Genomic DNA, 22,470 nt, shown 5'->3' with positions numbered 1-22,470 from the left:
TGGTGAGCCCATATTGCGCAACCGATCTGAACCGTTTCCGGCTGGAAACGCTTCCCGCTGCAGGACTGTGACGGAGTATTCAGGCCACGGCCAGCCTGCGCGGCTCCGGCCGGGCGCGGGCCGGAACCGGTTCCGGCTATAATTGGCGGTATTCCATTCCAGTCTGTGCCCGCTGCCGCAACGGGATGTTCCCGTGACGGGTCGGGCGCAGGGCCGCGCCTACGGAGACCGCATGTCCTCGCAATACATCTACACCATGAACCGCGTGTCCAAGGTGGTCCCGCCCAAGCGGCAGATCATCAAGGACATTTCCCTGTCCTTCTTCCCGGGCGCGAAGATCGGCCTGCTGGGCCTGAACGGCGCCGGCAAGTCCACCGTGCTGAAGATCATGGCCGGCGTGGACACCGATTTCGAGGGTGAAGCCCGCCCGCAGCCCGGCATCAAGGTCGGTTACCTGGCGCAGGAACCGGAACTGGACCCGAACAAGACCGTGCGCGAGTCGGTCGAGGAAGGCGTGGGCGAAGTGCTGCAGGCCCAGGCCGCGCTGGAGGCGGTGTACGCCGCCTACGCCGAGGAAGGCGCCGACTTCGACGCGCTGGCCAAGGAACAGGAGCGCCTCGAGGCGATCCTGGCCGCCGGCGACGCGCACACCCTGGAAAACCAGCTGGACGTGGCTGCCGATGCGCTGCGCCTGCCGCCGTGGGATGCCAAGATCGCCAACCTGTCCGGCGGTGAAAAGCGCCGCGTCGCACTGTGCCGCCTGCTGCTGCAGAAGCCGGACATGCTGCTGCTCGACGAACCGACCAACCACCTCGACGCCGAGTCGGTGGAATGGCTGGAACAGTTCCTGGCGCGCTATACCGGCACCGTGGTGGCCGTCACCCACGATCGCTACTTCCTGGACAACGCCGCCGAGTGGATCCTGGAACTGGACCGCGGCCGCGGCATTCCGTGGAAGGGCAACTACACCGAATGGCTGGTGCAGAAGGATGAGCGCCTGAAGCAGGAAGAGAACCAGGAAAAGGCCCGCCAGAAGGCGATCCAGAAGGAACTGGAGTGGTCGCGCCAGAACGCCAAGGGCGGCCGCTCCAAGGGCAAGGCCCGTCTGGCCCGCCTGGAAGAGCTGCAGTCGCAGGATTACCAGAAGCGCAACGAGACCAACGAAATCTTCATCCCGCCGGGCGAGCGCCTGGGCAACATGGTGATGGAGTTCAAGAACGTCTCCAAGAAGTTCGGCGACCGCCTGCTGATCGACAACCTGTCGATGCTGATTCCGCCGGGCGCGATCGTCGGCATCATCGGCCCGAACGGCGCCGGCAAGTCGACGCTGTTCAAGATGATCACCGGCCAGGAGAAGCCGGATTCGGGCGAGATCGTGATCGGCCCGACCGTGCAGCTGTCCTACGTGGACCAGAGCCGCGACAAGCTGGAAGGCAACCACAACGTCTTCCAGGAAATCGCCGGTGGCCTGGACATCCTCAACATCAACGGCATCGAGATCCAGTCGCGCGCCTACATCGGCCGCTTCAACTTCAAGGGCCAGGACCAGCAGAAGATGGTCGGCTCGCTGTCCGGTGGTGAGCGTGGCCGCCTGCACATGGCCAAGACCCTGCTGCAGGGCGGCAACGTGCTGCTGCTCGACGAACCGTCCAACGACCTGGACATCGAAACCCTGCGTGCGCTGGAAGACGCGCTGCTGGAGTTCCCGGGCAACACCTTCGTGATCTCGCACGACCGCTGGTTCCTGGACCGCATCGCCACGCACATCATCGCTTTCGAAGGCGACTCGCACGTGGAGTTCTTCCAGGGCAACTACCGCGAGTACGAGGAAGACAAGAAGCGTCGCATGGGCGACGATGCCGCGCCGAAGCGCCTGCGCTTCAAGGCGCTGAAGTAAGAAAGGAAGAACGGCCGCGCTCTGCGCGGCCGTTCTGCATTCGGGTAGGTCACGACCGTTGGTCGTGACACCTTATTGTTGCGAGACGCCCCATGTCCCTGTTCGAACGCCTGTTCCAGCTGCAGCAGCACGGCACCACCGTGCGCACCGAGCTGCTGGCCGGTGTCACCACCTTCCTGACGATGTCCTACATCGTCTTCGTCAACCCGGAAATCCTCGGCACCACCGGCATGGATGCGGGTGCGGTGTTCGTGGCCACCTGCCTGGCCGCTGCGCTGGGTTCGGCGGTGATGGCGCTGGCGGCCAACTTCCCGGTCGGCATGGCACCGGGCATGGGCCTGAACGCGTTCTTCGCCTTCACCGTGGTCGGTGCCGCCGGCCTGCCGTGGCAGCAGGCACTGGGCGCGGTATTCATCTCCGGCCTGGTGTTCCTGGTGCTGTCGCTGACCGGTGTGCGGGCGTGGCTGGTGTCGGGCATCCCGGCCTCGCTGCGTTCGGCGATCGTGGCCGGCATCGGTCTGTTCCTGGCGATCATCGCGCTGCAGAAATCCGGCGTGATCGTCGGCAATGAAGACACGCTGGTGGCGCTGGGCCCGTTGAACACGGCGCCGCCGCTGCTGGCGCTGGCCGGCTTCCTGCTGATCGCGGTGCTGGAAGCACGCCGTATCCGTGGCGCGATCCTGATCGGGATCCTGGCGGTGACCGGCGCGGGCTGGGCATTGGGCGACGTGCAGTACCAGGGCTTGGTCTCGCTGCCGCCGAGCCTGGCGCCGACCTTCCTGCAGCTCGACCTGCCGGGCCTGCTGCACCACAACGGTGGCGCGCCGATCGCCGTGTTGCTGCAGGTGGTGCTGGTGTTCGTGCTGGTGGAAGTGTTCGATGCCACCGGCACCCTGTATGGCGTGGTCGGTCGCGCCGGACTGCTGAAACTGCCGGGCGCGCAGAAGCGTTTCGGCCGCGCGCTGCTGGCCGACAGCACGGCGATCGTGGCCGGTTCGCTGCTGGGCACCAGCAGCACTACCGCGTTCGCTGAAAGCGCCTCGGGCGTGCAGGTGGGCGGCCGCACCGGCCTGACTGCACTGGTGGTGTCGGCACTGTTCCTGGCCGCACTGCTGTTCTCGCCGCTGGCGGCGATGGTGCCCGGCTATGCCACCGCACCGGCGCTGCTGTTCGTGGCCGGCCTGATGCTGCGCGAACTGGTGGACGTGGACTGGAGCGACCTGACCGAATCGGTGCCGGCCGCACTGTGTGCCCTGGCGATGCCGTTCACCTACTCCATCGCTAATGGCCTGGCGTTTGGCTTCATCGCGTATGCGGCGCTGAAGGCCGGCACCGGCCGCTGGCGCGAAGTGCATCCGGCGGTGTGGCTGGTGGCGGTGCTGTTCGCGCTGCGCTACGCGTTGGAATAGTCGGGGCGCGATGCCGGCCAGCGGCCGGCACTACCGGATGGTGATTCACCTGCCACCCGGGGCACGATGCCGGCCAGCGGCCGGCACCACCCGGCGCGGGGTTCACCTCCCACCCACGGTGCTCTGGGATGATGCGGGCATGGTTCGGCCCGACCTTCCCACGGATCCGTCTTCGCCGTTGCGCCGCCGGTTGCTGCGCGCGGCAGTGCTGGCGCCGTTGGCCGCTACGCTCGCCACCCTGCCCGGCTGTTCGCTGCCGGTGCAGGTGGATGGCACCTTCCTGCAGCCCTGGCGCAGCCATCTGCAGTGGGGCCCGGCCGACTGGCAACGTTCGTTGAAGCTTGCCCACGCGCTGGGCTGCCGGCAGCTGGTGCTGCAGTGGACCGGCATCGTCGGTGGCAGCGATGGCGACTGGTCGCTGCCGGACAGCAACCTGCAGCAGCTGTTCACCGCCGCCAGCGAGAACGACATCCGCATCCGCGTTGGCCTGCCCTTCCAGCAACGCTGGTGGCAGGCCATCGGCGCCGACGACGCCACGCTGCAGGCGTTCCTGGCCGACAGCCTGGCGCACGCGCGCAGCTGGTTGGCACAGGCGCCGTGGGCGCAGCAGCCCGCCTTCGGCGGCTGGTACCTGCCCTACGAACTGGAGCAGTTCCACTGGGCCGATCCGGCCCGCCAGCAATGGCTGGCGCAGTGGCTGCACGGGCTGGCGCAGGCCGCCAGCGCGCGCGGCGGTGACTGTGCGATCTCCTGCTACTTCAGCCGCCTGCAGAACGACGGCGACCTGGTCGCGCTGTGGCAGGCGGTGCTGGCACGGGCCGCGCTGCGGCCGATGGTGCAGGACGGCGTGGGGGTGGCCGGCGCCGGCAACGTGCAGCAGCTGCAACCGCTGCTCGGCCATTTCCGGGCACAGGGCATCGGGTTCGATGCGATCGTCGAACTGTTCCGCGAACTGCCCGGCAGCCCCGCCGACGGCAGCGCGTTCAAGGGCGAAACCGCAGATGCCGCGCGCATCCAGCGGCAGCTGGCGTGGGCGCACGACAGCGGTGCGCAGCACGTGCTGGTCTATGCACTGGAGCCGTGGCTGACCCAGGACACGCCGCAGGCCGCGGCGCTGCGACGACGTTGGGGCCTGCCTCAGTAGGAGAGGATGGCGGTGGCGAACAGGCCCTTGGCGCGCTGCGTATCACCGCCGCCGATCGCGAAGCGGTACTGCACGGTCAGGTCCAGGTAGGAACGCGGCGTGTTGTAGTGGTCTTCGCGGAACCAGTAGCGCACGCCCACGCCCGGCCCTGCGCCGAGTGACCAGCTGCGCTGCGTATCGTTGAGCGCGAACGACTGCGCCGGGAACAGCGGGTAACGGATGTCGCGCACCCGCGAGCGCTGGTCGAGCCAGTCCGCCCCCACCACCACATACGGCGTGACCACCCAGTGGGTCTGCCCGGCACCAAAGCGGAAGCTGCGGCCGGCACGCAGTTCACCGGCAGCGAACCACTGTTCGCGATGCAGGCGCCCGTTGGCATCGCCCACCCGGCGCACCGGCGTGCCATTGGCATCGAGTGCGTCGAGGGTGAAATGCGCGCTGTTGTCATCCCACGTGTAACCGCCCTGCGCGTAGCCACTGACCATCCACCACTGATTCACGTCGGTGCGCAGGTCGGTGCCGTGGTAATAGCCGTAGGTCAGGTAGGACATCCAGCCACCGGAACCGCTGGCCAGGCGGTAGCGGGCCAGTGTGCTGGCTTCCAGTGGCGGGTTGCGGGCCAGCTGCAGGCTGCATTGCACGGCCGCCGAAGCGGGGTAGACATCGCCCGTGCGGGTGGCGCTGCCGAGGAACTGGCGACGCTCGATGCCGGCGCTCAGGCCGGTCTGGCCGAAGGCGTAGCGCAGGCCGAACGAGGCGATGGTGGACGGCCAGCCGGTGGTGGAACGCGAGCGGCTGAGCCGTTCGGCGCGCGCGCGTGCATCGGGCGTCGATTCGCCGGTGCACGGGTCCACGGCGCGGATCGACTCGTAGGTGCCACCCTCGTCGTACAGGGTGTTGAGCAGCCGCGCGTAAAGCTCCAGCGTGCCGTGCTGGTCATTGAAAGCCGGCGGGCGCCAGAACGCTTCAAGCGTGCTGAACACCGAATCACCCGGCGTACTGATCGCCGCGCCGCCGACATTGGTCGCCGCCTGGCGCGCGCCACGGAAGCCGGCCGAGGCGATCACGCCCCACTCGCGCGAATAGTTGGCGATGGCATTGCGCACGTTGTAGCGCTGGTGCGCATCCAGTGGCAGCTCGCCGGCATCGGCACGATCAATGGCCGTCCGCAGCAGGGTCACCGCCTGCGGGTGATCGCCGTTGGCCGCGCTGGCGTAGGCCTGGTCAAGCACCACGCCCTTTGGTGCCCTGCCGGTGGCCTCGGCGGCACGGAAGTCGGCCAGTGCGCGCGCCGGCTCGTGCGCCTTCTGGTTGAGGTAGCCGCGCTGCATCAGCGCCTCCGCATCGTCAGGGCGCTGTGCCAGCGCCGCATCCAGGCGCTGCCGTGCTTCGTCCTGCTGGCTGCGGTTGCCTGCCGCCAGCGTGGTGGTCAGCAGCCCCTGCAGGCTCGCGTCCTCCGGTGCGAGCTGCACGGCCTGCCGCGCCTCGCCGATGGCCTCGGCATAGTCCCGGCGCGCGTAGGCCGCGTAGGCACGCTGTGCGGCACCACCGTCGCCCTGCAGGTCGGCCGGCATCAACTCGCAACGGTTGCCGCTGTCGCCAGACTGGCAGTGCTGGAACGGCGCCGGATAGGTCTGCGCGCTCATGCGCGGACGCTCGCGACTGGAACGGACCGCCTTGGCGCGCTGCTCGATGCCCTGCTGCAGCAGCTGCTGCGCGCGTGCATCGCTGGCATCTGCTGGCAATGCCGCGCGCAGCGGCGCCAGCAGTGCACCCGCACGTGCGCGATCCCCAGCGGCCAGGGCCGCATCCACGGCCAGCAGGCGCACGTTGCGCTGCTGCATGGTTGACCCCGGCGCGGCGAGCGCGGCGTCGAAGTCTTCATTGGCCAGCAGGCTGTTGCCCTGGCGCTGGCGCAGGTAGCCGCGCATCACCCGCGCATTGAGATCCTGGCCGTCGGCCTGCAACGCCTGGTCGGCACTGCGCTCGGCGTCGGCCAGCTGCCCCTGCTGCAGCTGCGCGGTAATCAGCAGCAACCGGTACGTCGCCACCTCCGGTGCCAGCTCGACAGCGGCACGTGCCTGCGCAACGGCCGCGGCATCATCCTGCGTGGACAGCGACCGGTACGCCTGCTGGGCCTGCAGCAGCGCGCGCTGTCGATCCAGCGCCACGCGCCGTGCGCGCAATGCCTCGACATTCGGCGCGCCCAGCTGCAGCGCGGTGGCAATGGCGGCGTCGGCCTGTTCGGGCTGCTGCTGTGCTTCCAGCGCGGCCACCCACAGCATCGCCCAGGCGCCCTGCGTTGGCTGCTGCCGGAAGGCCTGCTCGGCCTTGCTGGCTGCCTCTCCCATCCGCCCGGCGTCATAAGCGGCGTAGGCCTCGGTGGCCAGCGCGTAGGCCTGCTGCCTGGCGCGGTCTGCGCCGCTGCCAGCCACGCGCGGTGGGGAGGGTGCGCGCCCGCTCCTGGCATCCGGAGGCGTGCTGCGCGCAGCGGTGGCAGCGGCCAGCGCCGGCAACGCCGGATCCTTCAACCCCGCATCCAGTGCACGACGTGCCTGCTGCTGGGCCTCCGCCGGCCGGCCCAGTTTCTGCAGCGCGTAGATCTGCAACAGGCGCAGCCGCACCACGTCCGGGCGCAGCCGGATCGCTTCGGTGGACTGCTGGTAAGCCGCTTGATAGTCGCCGCGCTCGTAAGCGGTGAAGGCCTGCTCGGCGACGCGATATGCAGCGCCGGACAGCGGCAGGGCCGCATCGGCCTGTGCCAGTACCGGCGTGGCGGCCGTGGCCAGTGCCACGGCAATGACGGAGGACAGCAGCGTGGTCTTCATGCCGGCAAGGCTCCGGGAGGCGGCGACTGCAGCACGGCCGCACGCCGGCGCTGTTCCTGCATGGCCTGGGCGACGGCGTCCTCGGTGGTGACGCCCTGCTTGACCAGGTAATCGCCGATGCGGCCATCGCGCTGCGGCTTGTAGGCATCCAGTGCGATCTCGAAGCGCGCGTGATCGATCAGGCGCATCTCCACCAGCAGGTCGCCCAGCAGGGGCACGTTGTCCAGCTGCCAGTGCCGGTCGCCGCCGATCAGGCGCAGGCCTGCGTTGATTTCGCTTTCGCGGGCAATGCTCTGTTCGATGTGCTCGCTGCGGGTTTCCTGCTTCAGCAGTGCCAACGCTTCTTCGGGCAATGGGCTGGCCACGGCCAGCCGCAGGGTGCCCTGCTGGCGCGGTGGCAGCGGCAACATGCGCCATTGCACGCAGGCATCGGCACTGACCGGGAAGTGGCAGGCGCGCAGGTAGTCCACGTCAATCACCGCACGAGGCAGGTCGCCCTGGAAGGCGATCGCCTCGGCCAGCGTTTCATCATCCAGCCACCCCTGGGTGAGCAGGATGCGGCCCAGTGGCTGCTGCCGGCCGGCATGCTGCTGGTCCAGCGCCTGCTGCAGGCGCTCCGGCTCCACCGCCTGCCAGGTGGTCAACAGCTCGCCGAGCTGCTTGCGCGTCTGCACCAGCTGCGCCGCATCCGGGAAGTCGTGCATGGTCTTGTCCCAGACCATGCGCTTGCCGAACAGCAGGTAAGCCAGGAACACCTTCCACGCACGCGCGGTGGCCATGAAATTGATCATGTTGCCGACCACCATTCGCGGGATCGACATCAAGGCATGCTCCCAGCCGTACAGCCGGTTGACGAAGTAGAAGCGCTGCACGACGCGGGTGGCCAGCGCGGCGGTGGTCAGCAGCGCAACGTTCATCTGCCAGGTACCGGCCTGGAACACGCTGGGAAACTGCATCGTCCACACCCCGGACATCTTCAGCAGCCAGAACAGCAGCAGCTGCAGGAAGATGAGGTAGGCAATGATGCTGACGAACGAGGTGATGATGCCCTTGCGGTCGCGCGCCAGCAGGTACTTGGTGGCCAGCGAGCCGCGCCAGCCCAGCGACTCCCAGCTCTGCAGGCCGATGCCCAGCACCCAGCGCGCCTTCTGCCGGTACGAGGCACGGAAGTTGTCGGGGAAGTACTCGCGCACGCACAGCGCCATCTGCTGGGTGCGCTCGCGCACCGGCCCCCAGCCGAACCAGGACGGGCGACGCACGCGGAACTGCACCGGGAAGCGGGCGAAGATCGACTGCATGCCCATCGCCGCCAGCCGCGCACCGACGTCATAGTCCTCGGTGAGGCTGTCGGTGTTGAAGGGCTGGTTGTCGGTCTGCGCGCTCAGCGCCAGCAGCGCGCGCCGCGAGAAGCAGGTACCGACGCCCGCCGATGGCACCATGCCGGAAACACTTTCACGCACGACCAGATCCTTGGCGTGCCATTCGGCGAATTCGTCCATGTAGACACCGGCAACCAGCTCATACCACTCGCGGTCCAGCGAGGTGACCGGCAGCTGGATCATGTCCTTGCGCGGCAGCAGGTAGTTGTAGAAGCGCAGTTCCATCGGATGCAGCACGTCCTCGCTATCGTGCAGGATCACCCCGGCGAACTCGATGTCGTGGCGCTTCTCGTAGTCGAAGATCGCCAGGATCAGCCAGTTCAGGCAGTCGGCCTTGCTGGTCGGCCCGTCGTGCGGCACTTCCACGCGGCGCAGGCGCTTGTAGCGGCGACGCATGCGCTCGACCTCATCGATGGTCTGCTGGTCGTTGGGATAGGTGCCGACGAACACGACGTACTCGCGGTAATCGAGCACGTTGATCATGTTCTCCACCATCTGCGCGATGACGTCGTACTCCATCCACGCCGGCACCATGATCGCCAGCGGCTGCTGCGGGCGCTGCAGCAGGTCGTCCTGGGTCAGCGGCCGGTAGGCATCGCGGCGCTTGATCGTGAGCGCGCGCCAGCTCTCGCGTACCCAGTACCAGACATCGATGAACAGGTCATCGAGGCTGGAGATCAGGATCAGCACGGCCACCGCCGCCGCCGTGGTTTCCAGGGCGGCGTAGTAGTTGGCCAGCTGGATGTTCCAGAACAGACCGTCCACGGTGGATCAGTGCCCTGTGTTGGCGGACTTGCGGCGACGCACCTGGGTGACGCGGGCGGCCAGCAGCGCGAACACGATCACGCCGACCAGCAGCAGCAGCCAGACCATGTGCCGTTCCCACTTCGATTGCGGGTTGCCGTCCTGCGCGATACGCGTGCCGTAGGGATCCTGGCGGTCGAATTCGCGCACGGCATCACTGCCGTCGAGCACGGCGAGATCGCCCCGCAGCAAACGGAATGGGGCGCCGAACGGCGGTGACTGCGCACCGAGGTCGCTGTAAACAACGCCCAGCCGGCCACCGGACGACCCCACCTGCACCACCGCGGCACGATCCAGCCCGCTCACATCCAACAGCGGTTGCGGCTTGCCGCCGATCAGCAGGTGGCCATCCTTCAGGCCGGCCACATCGACACCGGCTGGCGCCACGCCGAACGCCAGCCACGGCGCGCCCGGGCTGACCACGGCACCGGCTTCGACCACCTTCAGTTCCGATGCCTCCGGCGATGCGCCCACTGCGCTGGTCACCGCGATGACCTTGCCCAGCGAGGCCGGCGCATCCTGCAGCCAGGTGCCGGGCACGAACACCTGGTTGCCGCGCGACAGCTGGCTGCTGGCACCCACGAAGTCACTGCCCAGCGAACGCTTGGCCAAGGTCAGGTGGCTGCTGGGCAGGATCGAGACCGGATAGCCCGTGGCCGGATCGTGGCAGTAGGGACGCGCCGGCTGGCGCAGGAAGCTGACACGGATCTCGTTGCGTGCCGACAGCGCGTAGGCCGGCACCTTGGCCACCAGCCGTTGCGGCTGGCCGTTGGCCGACAGCACCTTGCCACCCAACAGGTAATCGTTGAGGTAGATCGTGGCGACCGCGCCCTGCCCGGCCGCGTTGGGGGCCGCCGAGACATCGATCACCACCTGCTCGGGCAGGCGGCCATCGGCCGACAGTGCGCCGAGGTCGAAGCTGGCGCTGCGGTCGGCGCGGGTCACCACATCCATGGTGCCGGCGATGTTGCCGAGCCGGCTCAGCAGTACCTGGTCACCGTCCAGTCTGGGCGTGCCCGCTGCGCTGACCTGCAGGCTGCGGCCCAGTGCATAGCTGCGCCACTGCTCGGCGAGCAGCCCGGCGACCTTGCCCGCCGCCGCCGGGTCGACCACCAGCGTCGGACGCCCGGCCACGGCCACCACGCTGACCGACGCGTTGGCGGCGGGCTTTTCCAGGCCGCCCATGCCGGTACCGCGCCACGCGGCGAACGCCGTGCCCGCATCGGCCCCCGCCGCACCGACCTGTACGGCCAGCGCATCCAGCGCCGCACGCACGCCGGCGCGCAGTGCATCGCTGCCGATCATCACATCGGCGGCCAACGGCCCGCTGTCGCGCAATGACAGCAGCGCGCCGACTTCGGCCAGATCCCTGATCGCATGCCCGCGCTCACCCGTGGCCAGCGCGGCGTAGGCCGGCACGCCCTGCAGGCTGGCCGGGATGCTGATACCGGCGAGGTCAACGCTGTCACCGACCTTGGGCAGGGCCACGACCTGCACCTGTTTGCCCCCGGCCTGCAACGCGGTACCGATGCGCCAGGCCGCATCGTAGGCCGGTGCCTGCAGCGCCTTGCCATCCACCAGCAGGCGCACCCGCGGTGGCAGCGCCCCCCACGCCTTGGCAACGGTATCCACGGCGCGGCCGTCGAAGCGGTAGCTGAAACGCGAGTCCGGCGACAGCCGCAGCACATTGGCCGGCGCGCTCTGGTCGGCGCACTGGTAATCGGACACGATCGACCACCAGCCGACGCCGACCCGTACGAAGCCGCTCTGGCGGGGTTCGCCATCGATGGCCAGCAGCTGGCTGGCATCGCCCTGGGCATCGGTGATCGAACGCGCCGCGATCGGGTCGCCATCGACCGACCACAGGCCCGAGGTGCGCCCGGCGTGGCCGCGCACATAGCGCCCATCCAGCTGCAGCTGCGCGTCGCGGGTGGCCACACCGGCCGGCACCGGCAGGTAGACCTCGCGCTGGCTCTCCTGCCCGCTCAGCACCAGTGGCTGGCGGAAACCGAGTTCGCGCAGGGTCATCTGCCGGTTCACCGTGCTGTCGCTGCTCCATTCGGTGAACTGGCCGGCGACGCTGTCGGCGGCATGGGCACTGCCAACCACGCCCGACAGGACGAACGCAGCGGCGGATGCAAACAGGGAAGAGCGGCCGGTCTGGGTCATGGCGTCACTTCGCGTGGATGGGGTGGACGGCGCCGCTGCTGCGGACGCCGGGCGAGAATTCGGGAAGGGGCGCACCGCGCAGGGCGGCGACGATGCGGGCGCTGGCGCGGCCATCCCCGTACGGGCTGGCATCGGGGTCGAAGCGGGCCGGCTGCGGCGGGCGTGCCAACACCGCGTTGACCGCATCGACGATGCGCGAGGGCGTGGTGCCGACCAGCGTGACCACACCGGCTTCGACCGCCTCCGGCCGTTCGGTGACATCGCGCATCACCAGCACCGGTTTGGCCAGCGCCGGGGCTTCTTCCTGCACGCCACCGGAGTCGGTGAGGATGACGTCGGCGCGCTGCATCAGGCGCACGAAGCGCAGGTAATCCTGCGGCGGCACCAGGTGCACGTTGTCGAGGTTGCCGAGGTGGGCATTGACCGGGCCCTGCACGTTCGGGTTGAGGTGCACCGGGTACAGCACCTGCAGGTCCGGCCGCCGTGCCAGCTCGGCGAGCGCACGGCAGATGTCCTCGAAGCCCTGGCCGAAACTCTCGCGGCGATGGCCGGTGACCAGCAGCAGCCGGCGGCCGGGGTCGAGCATATGGAAGGGTTCGTCGGCCTGCGCACGCAGTGCCGGATCGGCATCCAGCCGCTGCACGGTCTGCTGCAGGGCATCGATGACGGTGTTGCCGGTGACCAGGATCTGCCCGCCCAGGTGCTCACGGGCCAGGTTGGCGCGCGAGCCGGGAGTGGGTGCATACAACTGATGGCCGACCACATCGATCACCCGCCGGTTCATCTCCTCCGGCCACGGCCGGTGGATGTCGCCGGTGCGCAGGCCGGCCTCGACATGGCCGATCGGGATGCGGTGATGGAACGCGGCCAGGGCCGCGGTCATCGCCGTGGTGGTATCGCCATGCACCAGCACGTAGTCGGGGCGGACCTGCGTGTAGAGCGCGTCAAGCCGTTCGAACAGCCTGGAACACAGGCCATTGAGGGTCTGGTTGGGCACCATGACATCGAGGTCATGGTCGGCGGTGATCTCGAACAGCGCCATCACCTGGTCGAGCATCGCCCGGTGCTGCCCGGTGATGCAGACCACCGATTCGATATCCGCAGCGTGTGCCAGGGCGCGCACCAGCGGCCCCATCTTGATGGCTTCCGGTCGCGTGCCGAACACCGACAGGACCTTCACCGGAGCGCTCCCGAAAGCCGGCGCGGAAGGGGGCAAGCAGCAGTAGCCACGTCTGGATCCTTTCGGCGTTGCCGTCCAGCACCCGCAGGCAGGAGACGGTCACCTCATGAGGAAACTCCAAATTCGCGACATACATCACACTAAGGCGTCTGTATGCGCGTCGTGGCATCGATCTTCATCGTTGCAGGATCAAGACGCAGTCAACGCCGCCCGTGAGCCGGGCGACGTTGCGGCGGAGCGCAGCAGGGGCAGCCGCCGGGGCGGCCTTACTCGTACTGGATGGTGAACGTGGCCTGGCCGTTTGCGACACCCGCGCCCACCGTACCGGCCTGGGTCTGCACGTAGCGCGCGCGCAGCGGCAGCGCCATGACGCTGGTACCCGGCGCGGTGGTGCCAACGCTGATGGTCTGGCCAAAGCGCACTTCACGCTCGGTGCTGCCATCGCGCTGGACCATCTGGATGCCGATGCGGGTGGCACTGTTGCTGGCCGCGCTCAGCTTCAGCACGCCCGGCATGTTCGAGCTGTCCTGGTCGGCATCGAGGCGGATGCCGATCTTGCTCTGGTAGGCGGCAACGTTGCTGCCCTGGCAGTTCAGGCGGATCTCGAAGTCGCGATCAACGGCCTTGGAGCCGACACCAGTGAAGGTGGTGTTGGGCACACTGCCGAAATCGACGGCAATGTTGCGGCTGCCGGCCTGCACTTCACAGGTCGGGCTGACCACGGTGGTGCCCGAGCCCTTGAACGTCGAGGTCAGTACCGGGCGCCCGGGGCCATCGCCGTCGAAGTAGTAGTTGGTGAAGCGGCCGTTCGGCGCGATCACGCCCGAACCGGTCTGCGCAGCGGTCTTGATCAGCTGGATGCGGAACTGGCCACCGATGAGGCTGACCACGGAACCGCCACCGAAGTTGATCGAGTGCGGGTAGTAGGTCTGGATCGCACCCGAATCGCGGTACAGGCGGATGCCGACGCCTGCCACATCGGTTTCATAGACGTTCGAGAAGCCGGCCACGGGGCGCTTCTGCGCTGCGTTGACGTACTCACCGATCGAACGACCGCCGGTCCAGGAATCGCAGCGGGCAACGCTGTTCTGCTGGGTGATCGGTTCACTGATTTCCTTGATCACACCGCCGACCGGGGTACTGGGCAGGATCACGATCTGGCCCATGTCCATGGTCACGTCCTGGGCGATGAACCAGCTGTTCTGGATGCGGCAGGCGGCGCTGGCCTGCTGCGCCAGCAGCACGCCGCCCAGTACGGCCAGCGCGGCCAGCGCCTTGCGGCCACGGGAAGAAATCATCGGCATGCTGCCTCCAGCGGGATGAAGCCGGTCTTGGACGCATCGGCGCCCGCCGGTACCTGGTAATCAATGGTGCAGCGCTGGTCGGCACCGGCGCCCCACTCGACCTGCAACTGGCCCTGGTTCTTCTCGCTGCGCACGTACAGGCGGCCGCCCTGGCTGACCATGCCGACCGGCTGGCCCTGTTCGTCCTTGACCTGCGCACCGAACGGCATGCTGCGGCCATCGGCGTTGCGCACCTGGATCAGCAGCGCGTTGCCCTTGCGGGTGTCGAAGCGCAGGTAGCTGATGGCACCGGCGAACGGCGCGATGGACTGGCTGGTGCTTTCCAGTTCGACGTCGTGGGCCATGCCCTGCGGATCGAGGGTGACGGTGTTGAGGCGGTACGGCGACACGTACGGCACCACGGCGTAGCCGCGGCCATCGACGCGCAGGCCCGGCGCGTTGCTGACGATCGCATCGCGCGCGCCCGGCGCTTCGACCAGCACCATGGTGTCGCCGCGCTGCGGGGTGAAGGTGAAGCCGCCCGGATGCACGACCACGCTGCCGTTGGCACCGACCGACGCCTGGCGGAAATCACGCGAGTGGCTGTAGGTGGCGTTCAACGCCGAGTAGCGGCTGCGGTACTCGGCATTGCCGACCGCAGTGGTGCCACCCTCGCGGGAATCGGACAGGGCCACGCCGTAGCTGAAGTTGTTGTCGACGCCGGCCGAACCGGTGATGCCGACGCGGCTGTTGTCGTAGCCACCGCGGTCGCGCGCGCCAAGGTCGGCGCTGAACGACACCGGGTGGGTGCCCCGGCCCAGCGGCACGCTCATCGACAGCAGGTACTGGGTATCGGAACGGCCGAGCACGCCTTCTTCGGTGCGCAGCGCCGAGAAGCCGTAGTTCACCGAGCGCCAGGCGTTGTTGTAGCCCACCTGGTACTGCTTGGAGGTGCCGGAACGGTCGTAGAAGTCACGCACCGAGCCGGTCACGTACAGCGCACCGCCACGTCGGCCCAGCGGCTGGTTCAGCGTTACCTGGAACTGGCTGCGCTGACGGCCACGGGTGGTCGGATCGATGCCGCGCTTGTCCGAATCACGGCCATACAGCGCGTCCTGCAGGCTGTAGAAGCCTTCAGTGGAGTAGCGGTAGGCGGCCAGGGTCAGGTTGGTCCCGGTCTCGCCGATCATGTTGCTGTAGCTCAGCCGCACACTGGCGCCGGTATGGCTGCCGTAGTGGTCGAACGAGGTCCGTGCATGGGTGACGTCGGCAGCGAAGGCACCGACGCGCGTGGACAGGCCAACACCGTACAGCAGCGACAGGTAGCCTTCGCTCAGCGCGCTGCCGCCGTACAGGGTCAACTGGTTGCCGATGCCACGCTGGTAGGTACCCTGCACCAGCCACGGCTCATCGGCCAGCAGCTTGTTGCGCACCTGGCCGGCGGTCAGCGAGTAGCGCGATACGCCTTCGCGCAGCATCTGCGGCACAGAACCGAACGGCACCTTGAATTCGCGGCGGCGGCCGTCGGCCTCGATCACGCTCACTTCCAGGTCGCCGCCGTAGCCGGTCGGGTACAGGTCGTCGATGACGAAGCTGCCCGGCGATACGGTGGAGGAGTAGATCAGCTGCTGGTTCTGGCGCACTTCGATGCGCGCGTTGGTTTCGGCAATGCCGCGCACGACCGGCGCGTAACCGCGCAGCGAATCGGGCAGCATGCGGTCGTCGCTGGCCAGGCTGGCACCCCGGTAGCCGATCGAATCGAACAGCTCGCCCGTGGTGTAGGCCTCACCAATGGTGAGCATGCCGCGCACCTGCGGGATGCCGCGCTGCGCATAGGTGGCAATGCTCTGCCAGTGGCGGCCGTTGCCTTCGGACCAGGTCAGGTTGGAATCGTGGCGGAACTGCCAGCCTCCCAGGTTCAGGCCGGCGTTGAGGCCGAGGTATGCGCTGCGATTGCGCTGCCCCCCTTCAACGCGGCTGTCGCTGTCGATGGCGTTGAAGCTGTAGCCGACGAAGCCAGCGTTGATGCCGCGGTCCCACAGCGACGGATTGACGTAGCCGCGCGCCTCGCGGCGCAGGAACACCTGCGGGATGCTGAGGTCGTAGCGCAGGTTGCCGCTGTCATAGATGCCATAGGCATTGGCCATGCGCCGCTGTACCGGCACGCAGCTGGTCGTGTCGGTCGGCAGCGTCGGGTCCTGCTGCAGCAGCACGGCCTCGCTGTCCACACCCATTTCTTCCAGCATCGGCAGCGGCAGGCAGGCGTCGACGCGGCCCTGCTCATCGGCCTTGAACTGCAGATCGCGACGGCCCTGCCAGCCACCGTTGACGTAGACGTCGACACGGTAGGTGCCAGCCACCATCGGGTTGCCATTGGTGAAGGAGGCCAGGTCGACCTGCTTGGCCTGGCCGGAGAGGAAGCTGGAGTTGAACTGGGCCGACTCGGGTGCACGCGCATTGGCCGCACCGCTCTGCGCCATCAGCGCCTGTTCGCCGAGATTGGCCGGCGCAGCCAGCGCCCATCCTGGGCAGGCCACGCCAGCAACCAGCAGGCAGATCGCCTGGTGGATCGACAATGTCAATCTGTTTCCGATCACACTGACATTCCTTCAATTCGCCGCACGGCGGCGGTGGCGGGATGCGCAGGCCCATGGCCGGCGCGGCGCGTTCAGCCCCCGGTACTGCCGAGGCGGACCGTGTGCTCCACCCGACCGCCGTAATCGTTGATGGTTATGAAGCGCACCTGGTCGGAGCCCGCCGGTGCGGTGAACTCCAGGCTCTGCTTCGGCGCGACCATGGCGCCCTTGTCCTCGACGGTCTTCTCGCTGCTGCCGGTCACGGCATGCACTTCGGCCAGCGTGACGTGGAAGGGGCTGGGGTTTTCCACCCGCAGGCGATCGCCCGTGCGGGTCCAGCGCAACGCTGCCGGCGCGTCGTTGGCGACGCCCTTCAGGCCCTGCGGCCGGTAGAACAGTTTCAGGCGCGAACGGAACGCGACCTGCAGGTAATTCTGGTCGCCGCTGTCGGCGTTGTCGGGCGACGGCGGCACATCCAGCACGTTGAGCCAGAACACCGACTCACGGTCGGTCGGCAGCTGCGCACCGGAGAAGATCACGCGCAGCGCCTGGCTGCGGCCCGGCTCGACACGCGCGATCGGCGGCGTCAGTACAAACGGGGCGTCGCTGTTGTCGGCGGTCTGGTTGGCGTCGCCGCTGTCGATCCAGGCCTGGACCAGCGCCGGCGAATCGCCCACGTTGTCGACCTGCACGGTCACTTCGCGCGCCTGCGCCGGATAGATCACTCGCGTGCCGTTGACCACCACGCCGGCCAGAGCGTTCTGGCAGAAGGGCAGCGTGAACGCTGCCAGCAGCAGCGCCCGGGGAAAGATTGCTTTCATCGGAAGTACTACGCTCGAGGGGTGTGGCCAGGGGCCGCGAAGCACTGGCCGGCGCGTACGCCGGCCAATGCGGGTACGACGACGATCAGTTGTAGATGATCGTGTACTTGACGCTGCTGGTGACGTCGCCCGGGGTGGCGGCGGCAGTGGCGTAGTACTCAGCGTAGTAGTTCAGATCGGCCGAGCCGTCGGTGCCGACGGTGACCCACTGCGAGTTGGTCTGCGCCAGGCCAGCGCCAGCAGCCTTGATCGGCAGGAACTGGTTGTTCGAGCCCAGCAGCTGCAGCTGCACGTTGGTGGCAGCGTTGGCCGAGGCCTGGTTGACCAGGCGGCCGCTGTTGAAGTCGACGGTCGAACCCGGCTCGAAGTAGGTGGCGACGTTGCCGGCGCTGCACTTGGTCAGGTTGATGGCGAACGGGGTACGGCCCGCAACGGCACCGGCGGTGGCCAGGGTGTTCTTGGACACGGTCGGCAGGGTCACGGCGAAGTCCTTGCCGCCCGGGGTCGAGATGGTGCAGGTCTTGTCGGTCACCTTGCCATTGAAGGTGATGGTGCCGTCGGCGGCGTTGGCGGCCAGCGGAGCGGCGGCCAGCATCAGAGCGGCAATGAGGTTCATCTTGTGCATTCGCTTTTACCTAACCCTACTGAAGAGATGAGAAGTAGAGGAGGAAGCAAGGAGCACTGCCGGGCTAACAAGACCCATCCTTGCGTCTCACCTGTGGCCGGACTCGGACATACCTCTCCCTGAATCCGTGACGCAAGTATAGGCACAACTGTGATGAAAGTCTCATTATTTTTCTGAACGCCAATTCATTGACGCATTAAATGTGACGTGCTAGGCGAAATCACAGCCTCGGGGTGCGGGGGATTTGACGCGGGGCCCGGTCACGCTACAAACGACTGGGGATGTCGCATTGCGCGACGCGTTCGGCACGCGCGGAAACAGGCATTTTTCAGGGGGAATTTGGCTTCTTTGATGCGCATCACTCTTTCTTGGTGATGGCCCTAGCAGATTCGGAATCGTCCTATTAAAGGTTGATCGATCCTGTCGCTAACTAGGACACACCGAACCAGAGAACGTGTCATGAGGAACTCCATTCTGCTGTGCGTGGCCCTGATGTCCGTCAGTGCGCTGGCCCAGGCCAGCAGCGGCAGCATCCGTTTCAGCGGCCGTATCGCCGAGCCGGGCTGCACGACGAACCTGTCCCAGGGTGAGCTGAGCCTGGCGGCCTGCCCGCCGTCGGCCAAGGGTTCGACGGTGGCCGTGACGGCACTGGCCGATGGCCAGGCGGCGACGCTGCGTGACGGCAAGCGCCAGGGCCAGAAGCTGTCGGTGTCGGCCAGCGCGATGCGCGCCGGCGATATCGCCTTCTCCGAGCGCTACAGCGTGCAGGCTTCGAAGCAGCAGCCGCTGCAGGGCGCCTACCTGGTGGTCGTCGACTACCTGTAAGCCCTGCAGGCCGGTATTACTCCGGCTGCGGCAATTCGAACACCTGGCGCAGGTAGGCCAGGTAACCCGGGTCGTCGCACATGCTCTTGCCCGGCGAATCGCTGAGCTTGGCCACCGGCTGGCCGTTGCAGCGGACCATCTTGATGACGATGTTGAGCGGCGTCGGGCCCAGGTCATTGGTCAGGTGGGTGCCAACGCCGAACGCGACCTGGCAGCGACCGCGGAAGTAGTCGTACAGCCGCATCACCTTGGCGATGTCGAGCCCATCGCTGAACACCAGCACCTTGCTGCGCGGATCGACCCGGCGCTGCTGGAAATGCGCCAGCATGCGGTCGCCCCAGTCGAACGGATCGCCGGAGTCATGGCGCACACCGTCGAACAGCTTGCAGAAATACATGTCGAAGTCGCGCAGGAACGCGTCCAGGCCGACCACGTCGGACAGCGCGATGCCAAGATCGCCGCGGTACTCGCGCGCCCACGATTCCAGTGCCGCCACCTGCGAATCACGCAGGCGCGGGCCGAGCGCCTGGAACGCCTGCAGGTACTCGTGGGCCATGGTGCCGTGCGGGGTCATGCCATACAGGCGCGCGAAGTGGACGTTGCTGGTACCGACCAGCTGCGGGCCAAGCGCGTCGCGCAGCAGCGGCAGCAGGCGGGCATGCCAGTCACGCGAGTAGCGGCGGCGGCTGCCGTAGTCGGCGATGCGGCAGTGCTCGAAACCGGGGGTATCGCGCAGCAGCGCGGCCTTGGCCTGCAGGCGGCGCTCGCCTTCGGCGAAGTCGGCCGTGGTGGTGTTGCGGAACCAGACTTCGTTGATGATCGCCAGCAGCGGCACTTCGAACAGGATGGTGTGCAGCCACGGGCCGGTGATGTCCAGCTCGATCTCGCCGGGCACGGCCGTCGACGCACGCAGCTGGATGTACTTGCGGTCCAGATGGAACAGGCCGAGGAAATCGGCGAAGTCCGGCTTCACGAAGCGCAGGCCACGCATGTAGTCCAGTTCCGCGTCGCTGAAACGCAGGCTGCACAGGTGGTCGATTTCCTCATCGATCTGGGCGATGTAGCTTGCCAGGTCGATGCCGGGGGTGCGGCACTTGAACCGGTACTGCACCTGGGCGCCGGGGTGCTGGTGGAGCACCGCCTGCATCATGGTGAACTTGTACAGGTCGGTGTCGAGCAGGGACTGGATGATAGGCATGGGGCGGATTATGCGCCCGGCGGAGTGAACCGTGGGCGCGGCGAGTGGAGCCACACCATTGCGTGGATGACCCTTTCCATGCAGCCGAGCGTGGGCTCGGCTCTACAACGACCTGCGCAGCAGGCGCGGCACCAGCATCAGCGCATGCGCCCAGATCGCAGCCCATACCGCCGCGCGCACCGGCAGCGAACGCTGCCTGGCCTCGAACTTCTGGAAGTAGCGCCACAGCCCCCTGTGCTTGTGCCATTCCACGAAGAACGGCCGCGAGCGGCTGGAGACACCGCGCACATGGGTAACCTGCAGGTCGTTGGCGATCGCTACCACCGCGCCGGCTTCGCGCGCGCGCCGGCACAGGTCCAGGTCCTCGGCGTGCAGGCGATAGCCCGCGTCCCAGCCACCGATACGGTCGAACAGCGCGCGCGGCATCATCAGCAGTGCGCCGGACAGTGCCGGCACCCGCTGCAGTGCCTGGTGCGGCTCACGCGGAACCGCCAGCTTCGAGCCCTTGCCGGGCGAACGCAGCATCCTCAGGAAATCCGGGTCGCGGCGGCGCACCGCCTCGTCGGCATGGCCATGCTCGTCCACCTGTTCAACGCCCAGCAGGCAGTCGCCCAGCGCTTCGGCGCGGGAGCGCAGTTCGGCCAGCGTGTCCGGCTCGACCATCAGGTCCGGGTTGATGAAGGCCAGCCACGGGCTGTGCGAGTCGGCCACGCCCTGGTTGTTGGCGGCGGCGAAGCCGGGATTGTCCGGGTTGCCGACGAAGCGCACGCGTGGATCGTGGCTGGCATGCCGCTGCACGATGTCCAGGGTGCCATCCAGCGAACCATTGTCGATCACCCGGATCTCGGCCACATCCTGCGCCTGGCGCAGGCGCGAGAGGCAGGCATCGATGGTGCTCCCACTCTGGTAAGTGACGACGATGGCGGCGATGGCAACATTCAAACGGGTGGCTCCGGCACTGACGGGACGAACAGGTCGCCCTGTTCCTTCGGCATTATCGCCTGCCGCATGCGCTGCTGCAGGTCGGCGCGCAGCCCGTGCAGCGGGTCGTGCATCAGGAAATCGGCCAGCCGCGGTACCCAGGCCGGCCAGCGCGCGGCCAGGGCCTCCAGATCGCCATCGCGGCTGACCGCCTCCCCTGCCCGGCTGACGAAGGCGGTCTCGCACAGCACGTTGCGCCAGCCAAGGCCGGCCATGCGCAGGCTGAGGTCGACCAGTGCCGCGTTCCAGCCAGCGTAGCTGTCCACGTCCAGGCCGCCGGCACGACGGCGCGCGTTGCCGCGCACCAGCACCGCGTGGGTGACCGCCGATGGCAGCTCCGGGTGCAGCGTCGGCAGCGCCGCGCAGGTGTGCGCCAGCAGGACCGGGTCCTGCGGCTCGGGATTGATCTCGCCCAGCCGTGGCCACGCGGCGGTCTCGCCGGCATTGCACCAGGGGGTTGCGGTGGCGATCGCGGCATCGCGGGCGAAGGCATCCTGCAACTGCTGCAACCAGCCGGGTGATGGCACGCTGTCCGGCGCCAGCACGGCCACGTCCAGGCCATCGCAGGCGCGCAGCATCTCGTCCAGATGGGCGACTTCGCCCAGTGGCCGCGCGCGCCGGGTGTACTCGGCCTGCAGCGGCGTATGCGCCAGCCAGTGTTCCACCACCGCCTGCGCGCGTGGCCCGGTCTGTGCGTCATCGGCCAACCAGACCGCGGTCCCTGGCGCCGTGCCGGCATCCAGCGCGGCCAGGCAGCGGTCGAGTGCGGCATCGTCCACGCACAGCGGCAACAACACGATCGCCCCCATCCCGCCTCCGTGGTTGTCGGTGGCCACAGCGTAGCACCGGGAGGGTATCGGCCGGGTTGCACCCGGCACCCGCGCAGGCTGGAGCTGGAGCCGAAGCCGAAGCAACAGCAGAAGCCGGCTATCCGTGGGATGGCGGGGGGGGTCCGGTTGCGGGGGACGCTGCAAGTACGTCCATGTAAGCTCGGTCGCCGCATCCATGCGGCTCACGCCCCCGCAACCAGACCCACCCCGCCTTCGACAGATTTCTGCGATCTGTCGGCAAAGCCTGGGGTCAGATCCGTTTTCCAGAGGAAAACGGATCTGACCCCATTTTCTGATTTCGAAATCTGACAGACAGTCATCCACGCATGGCGTGGATCGTGTCGACCAAGGTCGACACCTACCAACAGCCGCGGGAGTCTGTCAGAGGTGGGTCGGCGTGGGGTGGCAGGACCGTTGGCGCCATGGATGGCGCCATCGAGCCCCCAGGGACGGGTTTACGGCGTGTCCTGCCACCCCACGCCGACCCACCCTCCCTCAGTAAACCCGCTGTTGCTGTTGCT

General features: G+C 67.8%; 14 protein-coding genes and 1 pseudogene. 4 read left to right on the top strand and 11 right to left on the bottom strand.

Features of this window, described 5'->3' with window-relative positions; genetic code table 11:
* Positions 1 to 232 precede the first annotated feature (232 nt).
* The 3 genes from ettA to QP609_RS03030 all read left to right on the top strand — a co-directional run bounded on the left by ettA (position 233) and on the right by QP609_RS03030 (position 4,450).
* Positions 233 to 1,897 carry an energy-dependent translational throttle protein EttA gene (gene ettA / locus QP609_RS03040; protein WP_005415249.1) on the top strand — a complete coding sequence of 555 codons (1,665 nt, stop codon included), beginning with the start codon at positions 233 to 235 and terminating at the stop codon, positions 1,895 to 1,897.
* Between the two features lie 92 nt (positions 1,898 to 1,989).
* On the top strand, positions 1,990 to 3,306 hold the full coding sequence (locus QP609_RS03035) for an NCS2 family permease (RefSeq protein WP_014645912.1): 1,317 nt from the start codon (positions 1,990 to 1,992) through the stop codon (positions 3,304 to 3,306).
* Positions 3,307 to 3,445: 139 nt separating this feature from the next.
* Positions 3,446 to 4,450, top strand: coding sequence for a DUF4434 domain-containing protein (locus QP609_RS03030; RefSeq protein ID WP_289213859.1), 1,005 nt, complete (start codon positions 3,446 to 3,448; stop codon positions 4,448 to 4,450).
* Here the strand turns inward: QP609_RS03030 and QP609_RS03025 are convergent.
* The 8 genes and pseudogenes from QP609_RS03025 to QP609_RS02990 form a co-directional block, all read right to left on the bottom strand.
* Positions 4,444 to 7,278, bottom strand: a complete 2,835-nt coding sequence (locus QP609_RS03025) for a hypothetical protein (RefSeq protein ID WP_197621227.1) — start codon at positions 7,276 to 7,278, stop codon at positions 4,444 to 4,446. The two genes, QP609_RS03030 and QP609_RS03025, sit on opposite strands and share 7 nt — an antisense overlap.
* Positions 7,275 to 9,422: a glycosyl transferase family protein gene (locus tag QP609_RS03020; protein WP_142235427.1), complete on the bottom strand. Its 2,148-nt coding sequence runs from the start codon at positions 9,420 to 9,422 to the stop codon at positions 7,275 to 7,277. Before QP609_RS03020 ends, QP609_RS03025 begins: the two co-directional genes overlap by 4 nt.
* Before the next feature lie 6 nt (positions 9,423 to 9,428).
* Entirely contained in the window at positions 9,429 to 11,630 is a 2,202-nt protein-coding gene (locus tag QP609_RS03015; RefSeq protein ID WP_197621228.1) for a hypothetical protein, read from the bottom strand.
* Positions 11,627 to 12,810, bottom strand: a pseudogene (wecB, locus tag QP609_RS03010) (UDP-N-acetylglucosamine 2-epimerase (non-hydrolyzing)). Before wecB ends, QP609_RS03015 begins: the two are co-directional and overlap by 4 nt.
* A 266-nt stretch (positions 12,811 to 13,076) precedes the next feature.
* Positions 13,077 to 14,114 (bottom strand): fimbrial protein, encoded by a 1,038-nt coding sequence (locus QP609_RS03005; RefSeq protein ID WP_049442171.1) that lies wholly within the window; start codon positions 14,112 to 14,114, stop codon positions 13,077 to 13,079.
* On the bottom strand, positions 14,105 to 16,669 hold the full coding sequence (locus QP609_RS03000; protein ID WP_049408715.1) for a fimbria/pilus outer membrane usher protein: 2,565 nt from the start codon (positions 16,667 to 16,669) through the stop codon (positions 14,105 to 14,107). Before QP609_RS03000 ends, QP609_RS03005 begins: the two co-directional genes overlap by 10 nt.
* A 92-nt stretch (positions 16,670 to 16,761) precedes the next feature.
* Positions 16,762 to 17,490, bottom strand: a complete 729-nt coding sequence (locus tag QP609_RS02995) for a molecular chaperone (RefSeq protein WP_014645904.1) — start codon at positions 17,488 to 17,490, stop codon at positions 16,762 to 16,764.
* 85 nt (positions 17,491 to 17,575) lie between these two features.
* Positions 17,576 to 18,115 (bottom strand): fimbrial protein, encoded by a 540-nt coding sequence (locus tag QP609_RS02990; RefSeq protein ID WP_014645903.1) that lies wholly within the window; start codon positions 18,113 to 18,115, stop codon positions 17,576 to 17,578.
* Positions 18,116 to 18,574: 459 nt separating this feature from the next.
* Between QP609_RS02990 and QP609_RS02985 the strand changes: the two genes are divergently transcribed.
* Positions 18,575 to 18,940, top strand: coding sequence for a hypothetical protein (locus QP609_RS02985; protein WP_014645902.1), 366 nt, complete (start codon positions 18,575 to 18,577; stop codon positions 18,938 to 18,940).
* 16 nt (positions 18,941 to 18,956) lie between these two features.
* Here QP609_RS02985 and pncB read toward each other — a convergent pair whose 3' ends face one another.
* The 3 genes from pncB to QP609_RS02970 all read right to left on the bottom strand — a co-directional run bounded on the left by pncB (position 18,957) and on the right by QP609_RS02970 (position 21,928).
* Positions 18,957 to 20,138, bottom strand: a complete 1,182-nt coding sequence (gene pncB / locus QP609_RS02980) for a nicotinate phosphoribosyltransferase (RefSeq protein WP_014645901.1) — start codon at positions 20,136 to 20,138, stop codon at positions 18,957 to 18,959.
* Between the two features lie 102 nt (positions 20,139 to 20,240).
* The gene (locus QP609_RS02975) at positions 20,241 to 21,080 is read right to left on the bottom strand and encodes a glycosyltransferase family 2 protein (RefSeq protein ID WP_014645900.1); all 840 of its coding nucleotides are present in this window, start codon (positions 21,078 to 21,080) and stop codon (positions 20,241 to 20,243) included.
* Entirely contained in the window at positions 21,077 to 21,928 is an 852-nt protein-coding gene (locus tag QP609_RS02970) for a glycosyltransferase (RefSeq protein ID WP_197621229.1), read from the bottom strand. Before QP609_RS02970 ends, QP609_RS02975 begins: the two co-directional genes overlap by 4 nt.
* Positions 21,929 to 22,470 lie beyond the last annotated feature (542 nt).

The organism is Stenotrophomonas sp. 8(2023), assembly GCF_030345295.1.
In the GTDB taxonomy this organism is placed as follows: domain Bacteria; phylum Pseudomonadota; class Gammaproteobacteria; order Xanthomonadales; family Xanthomonadaceae; genus Stenotrophomonas; species Stenotrophomonas muris.
The sequence above is the reverse complement of the archived record's forward strand: the minus strand, read 5'-3'. Positions and strand labels throughout refer to the sequence as shown.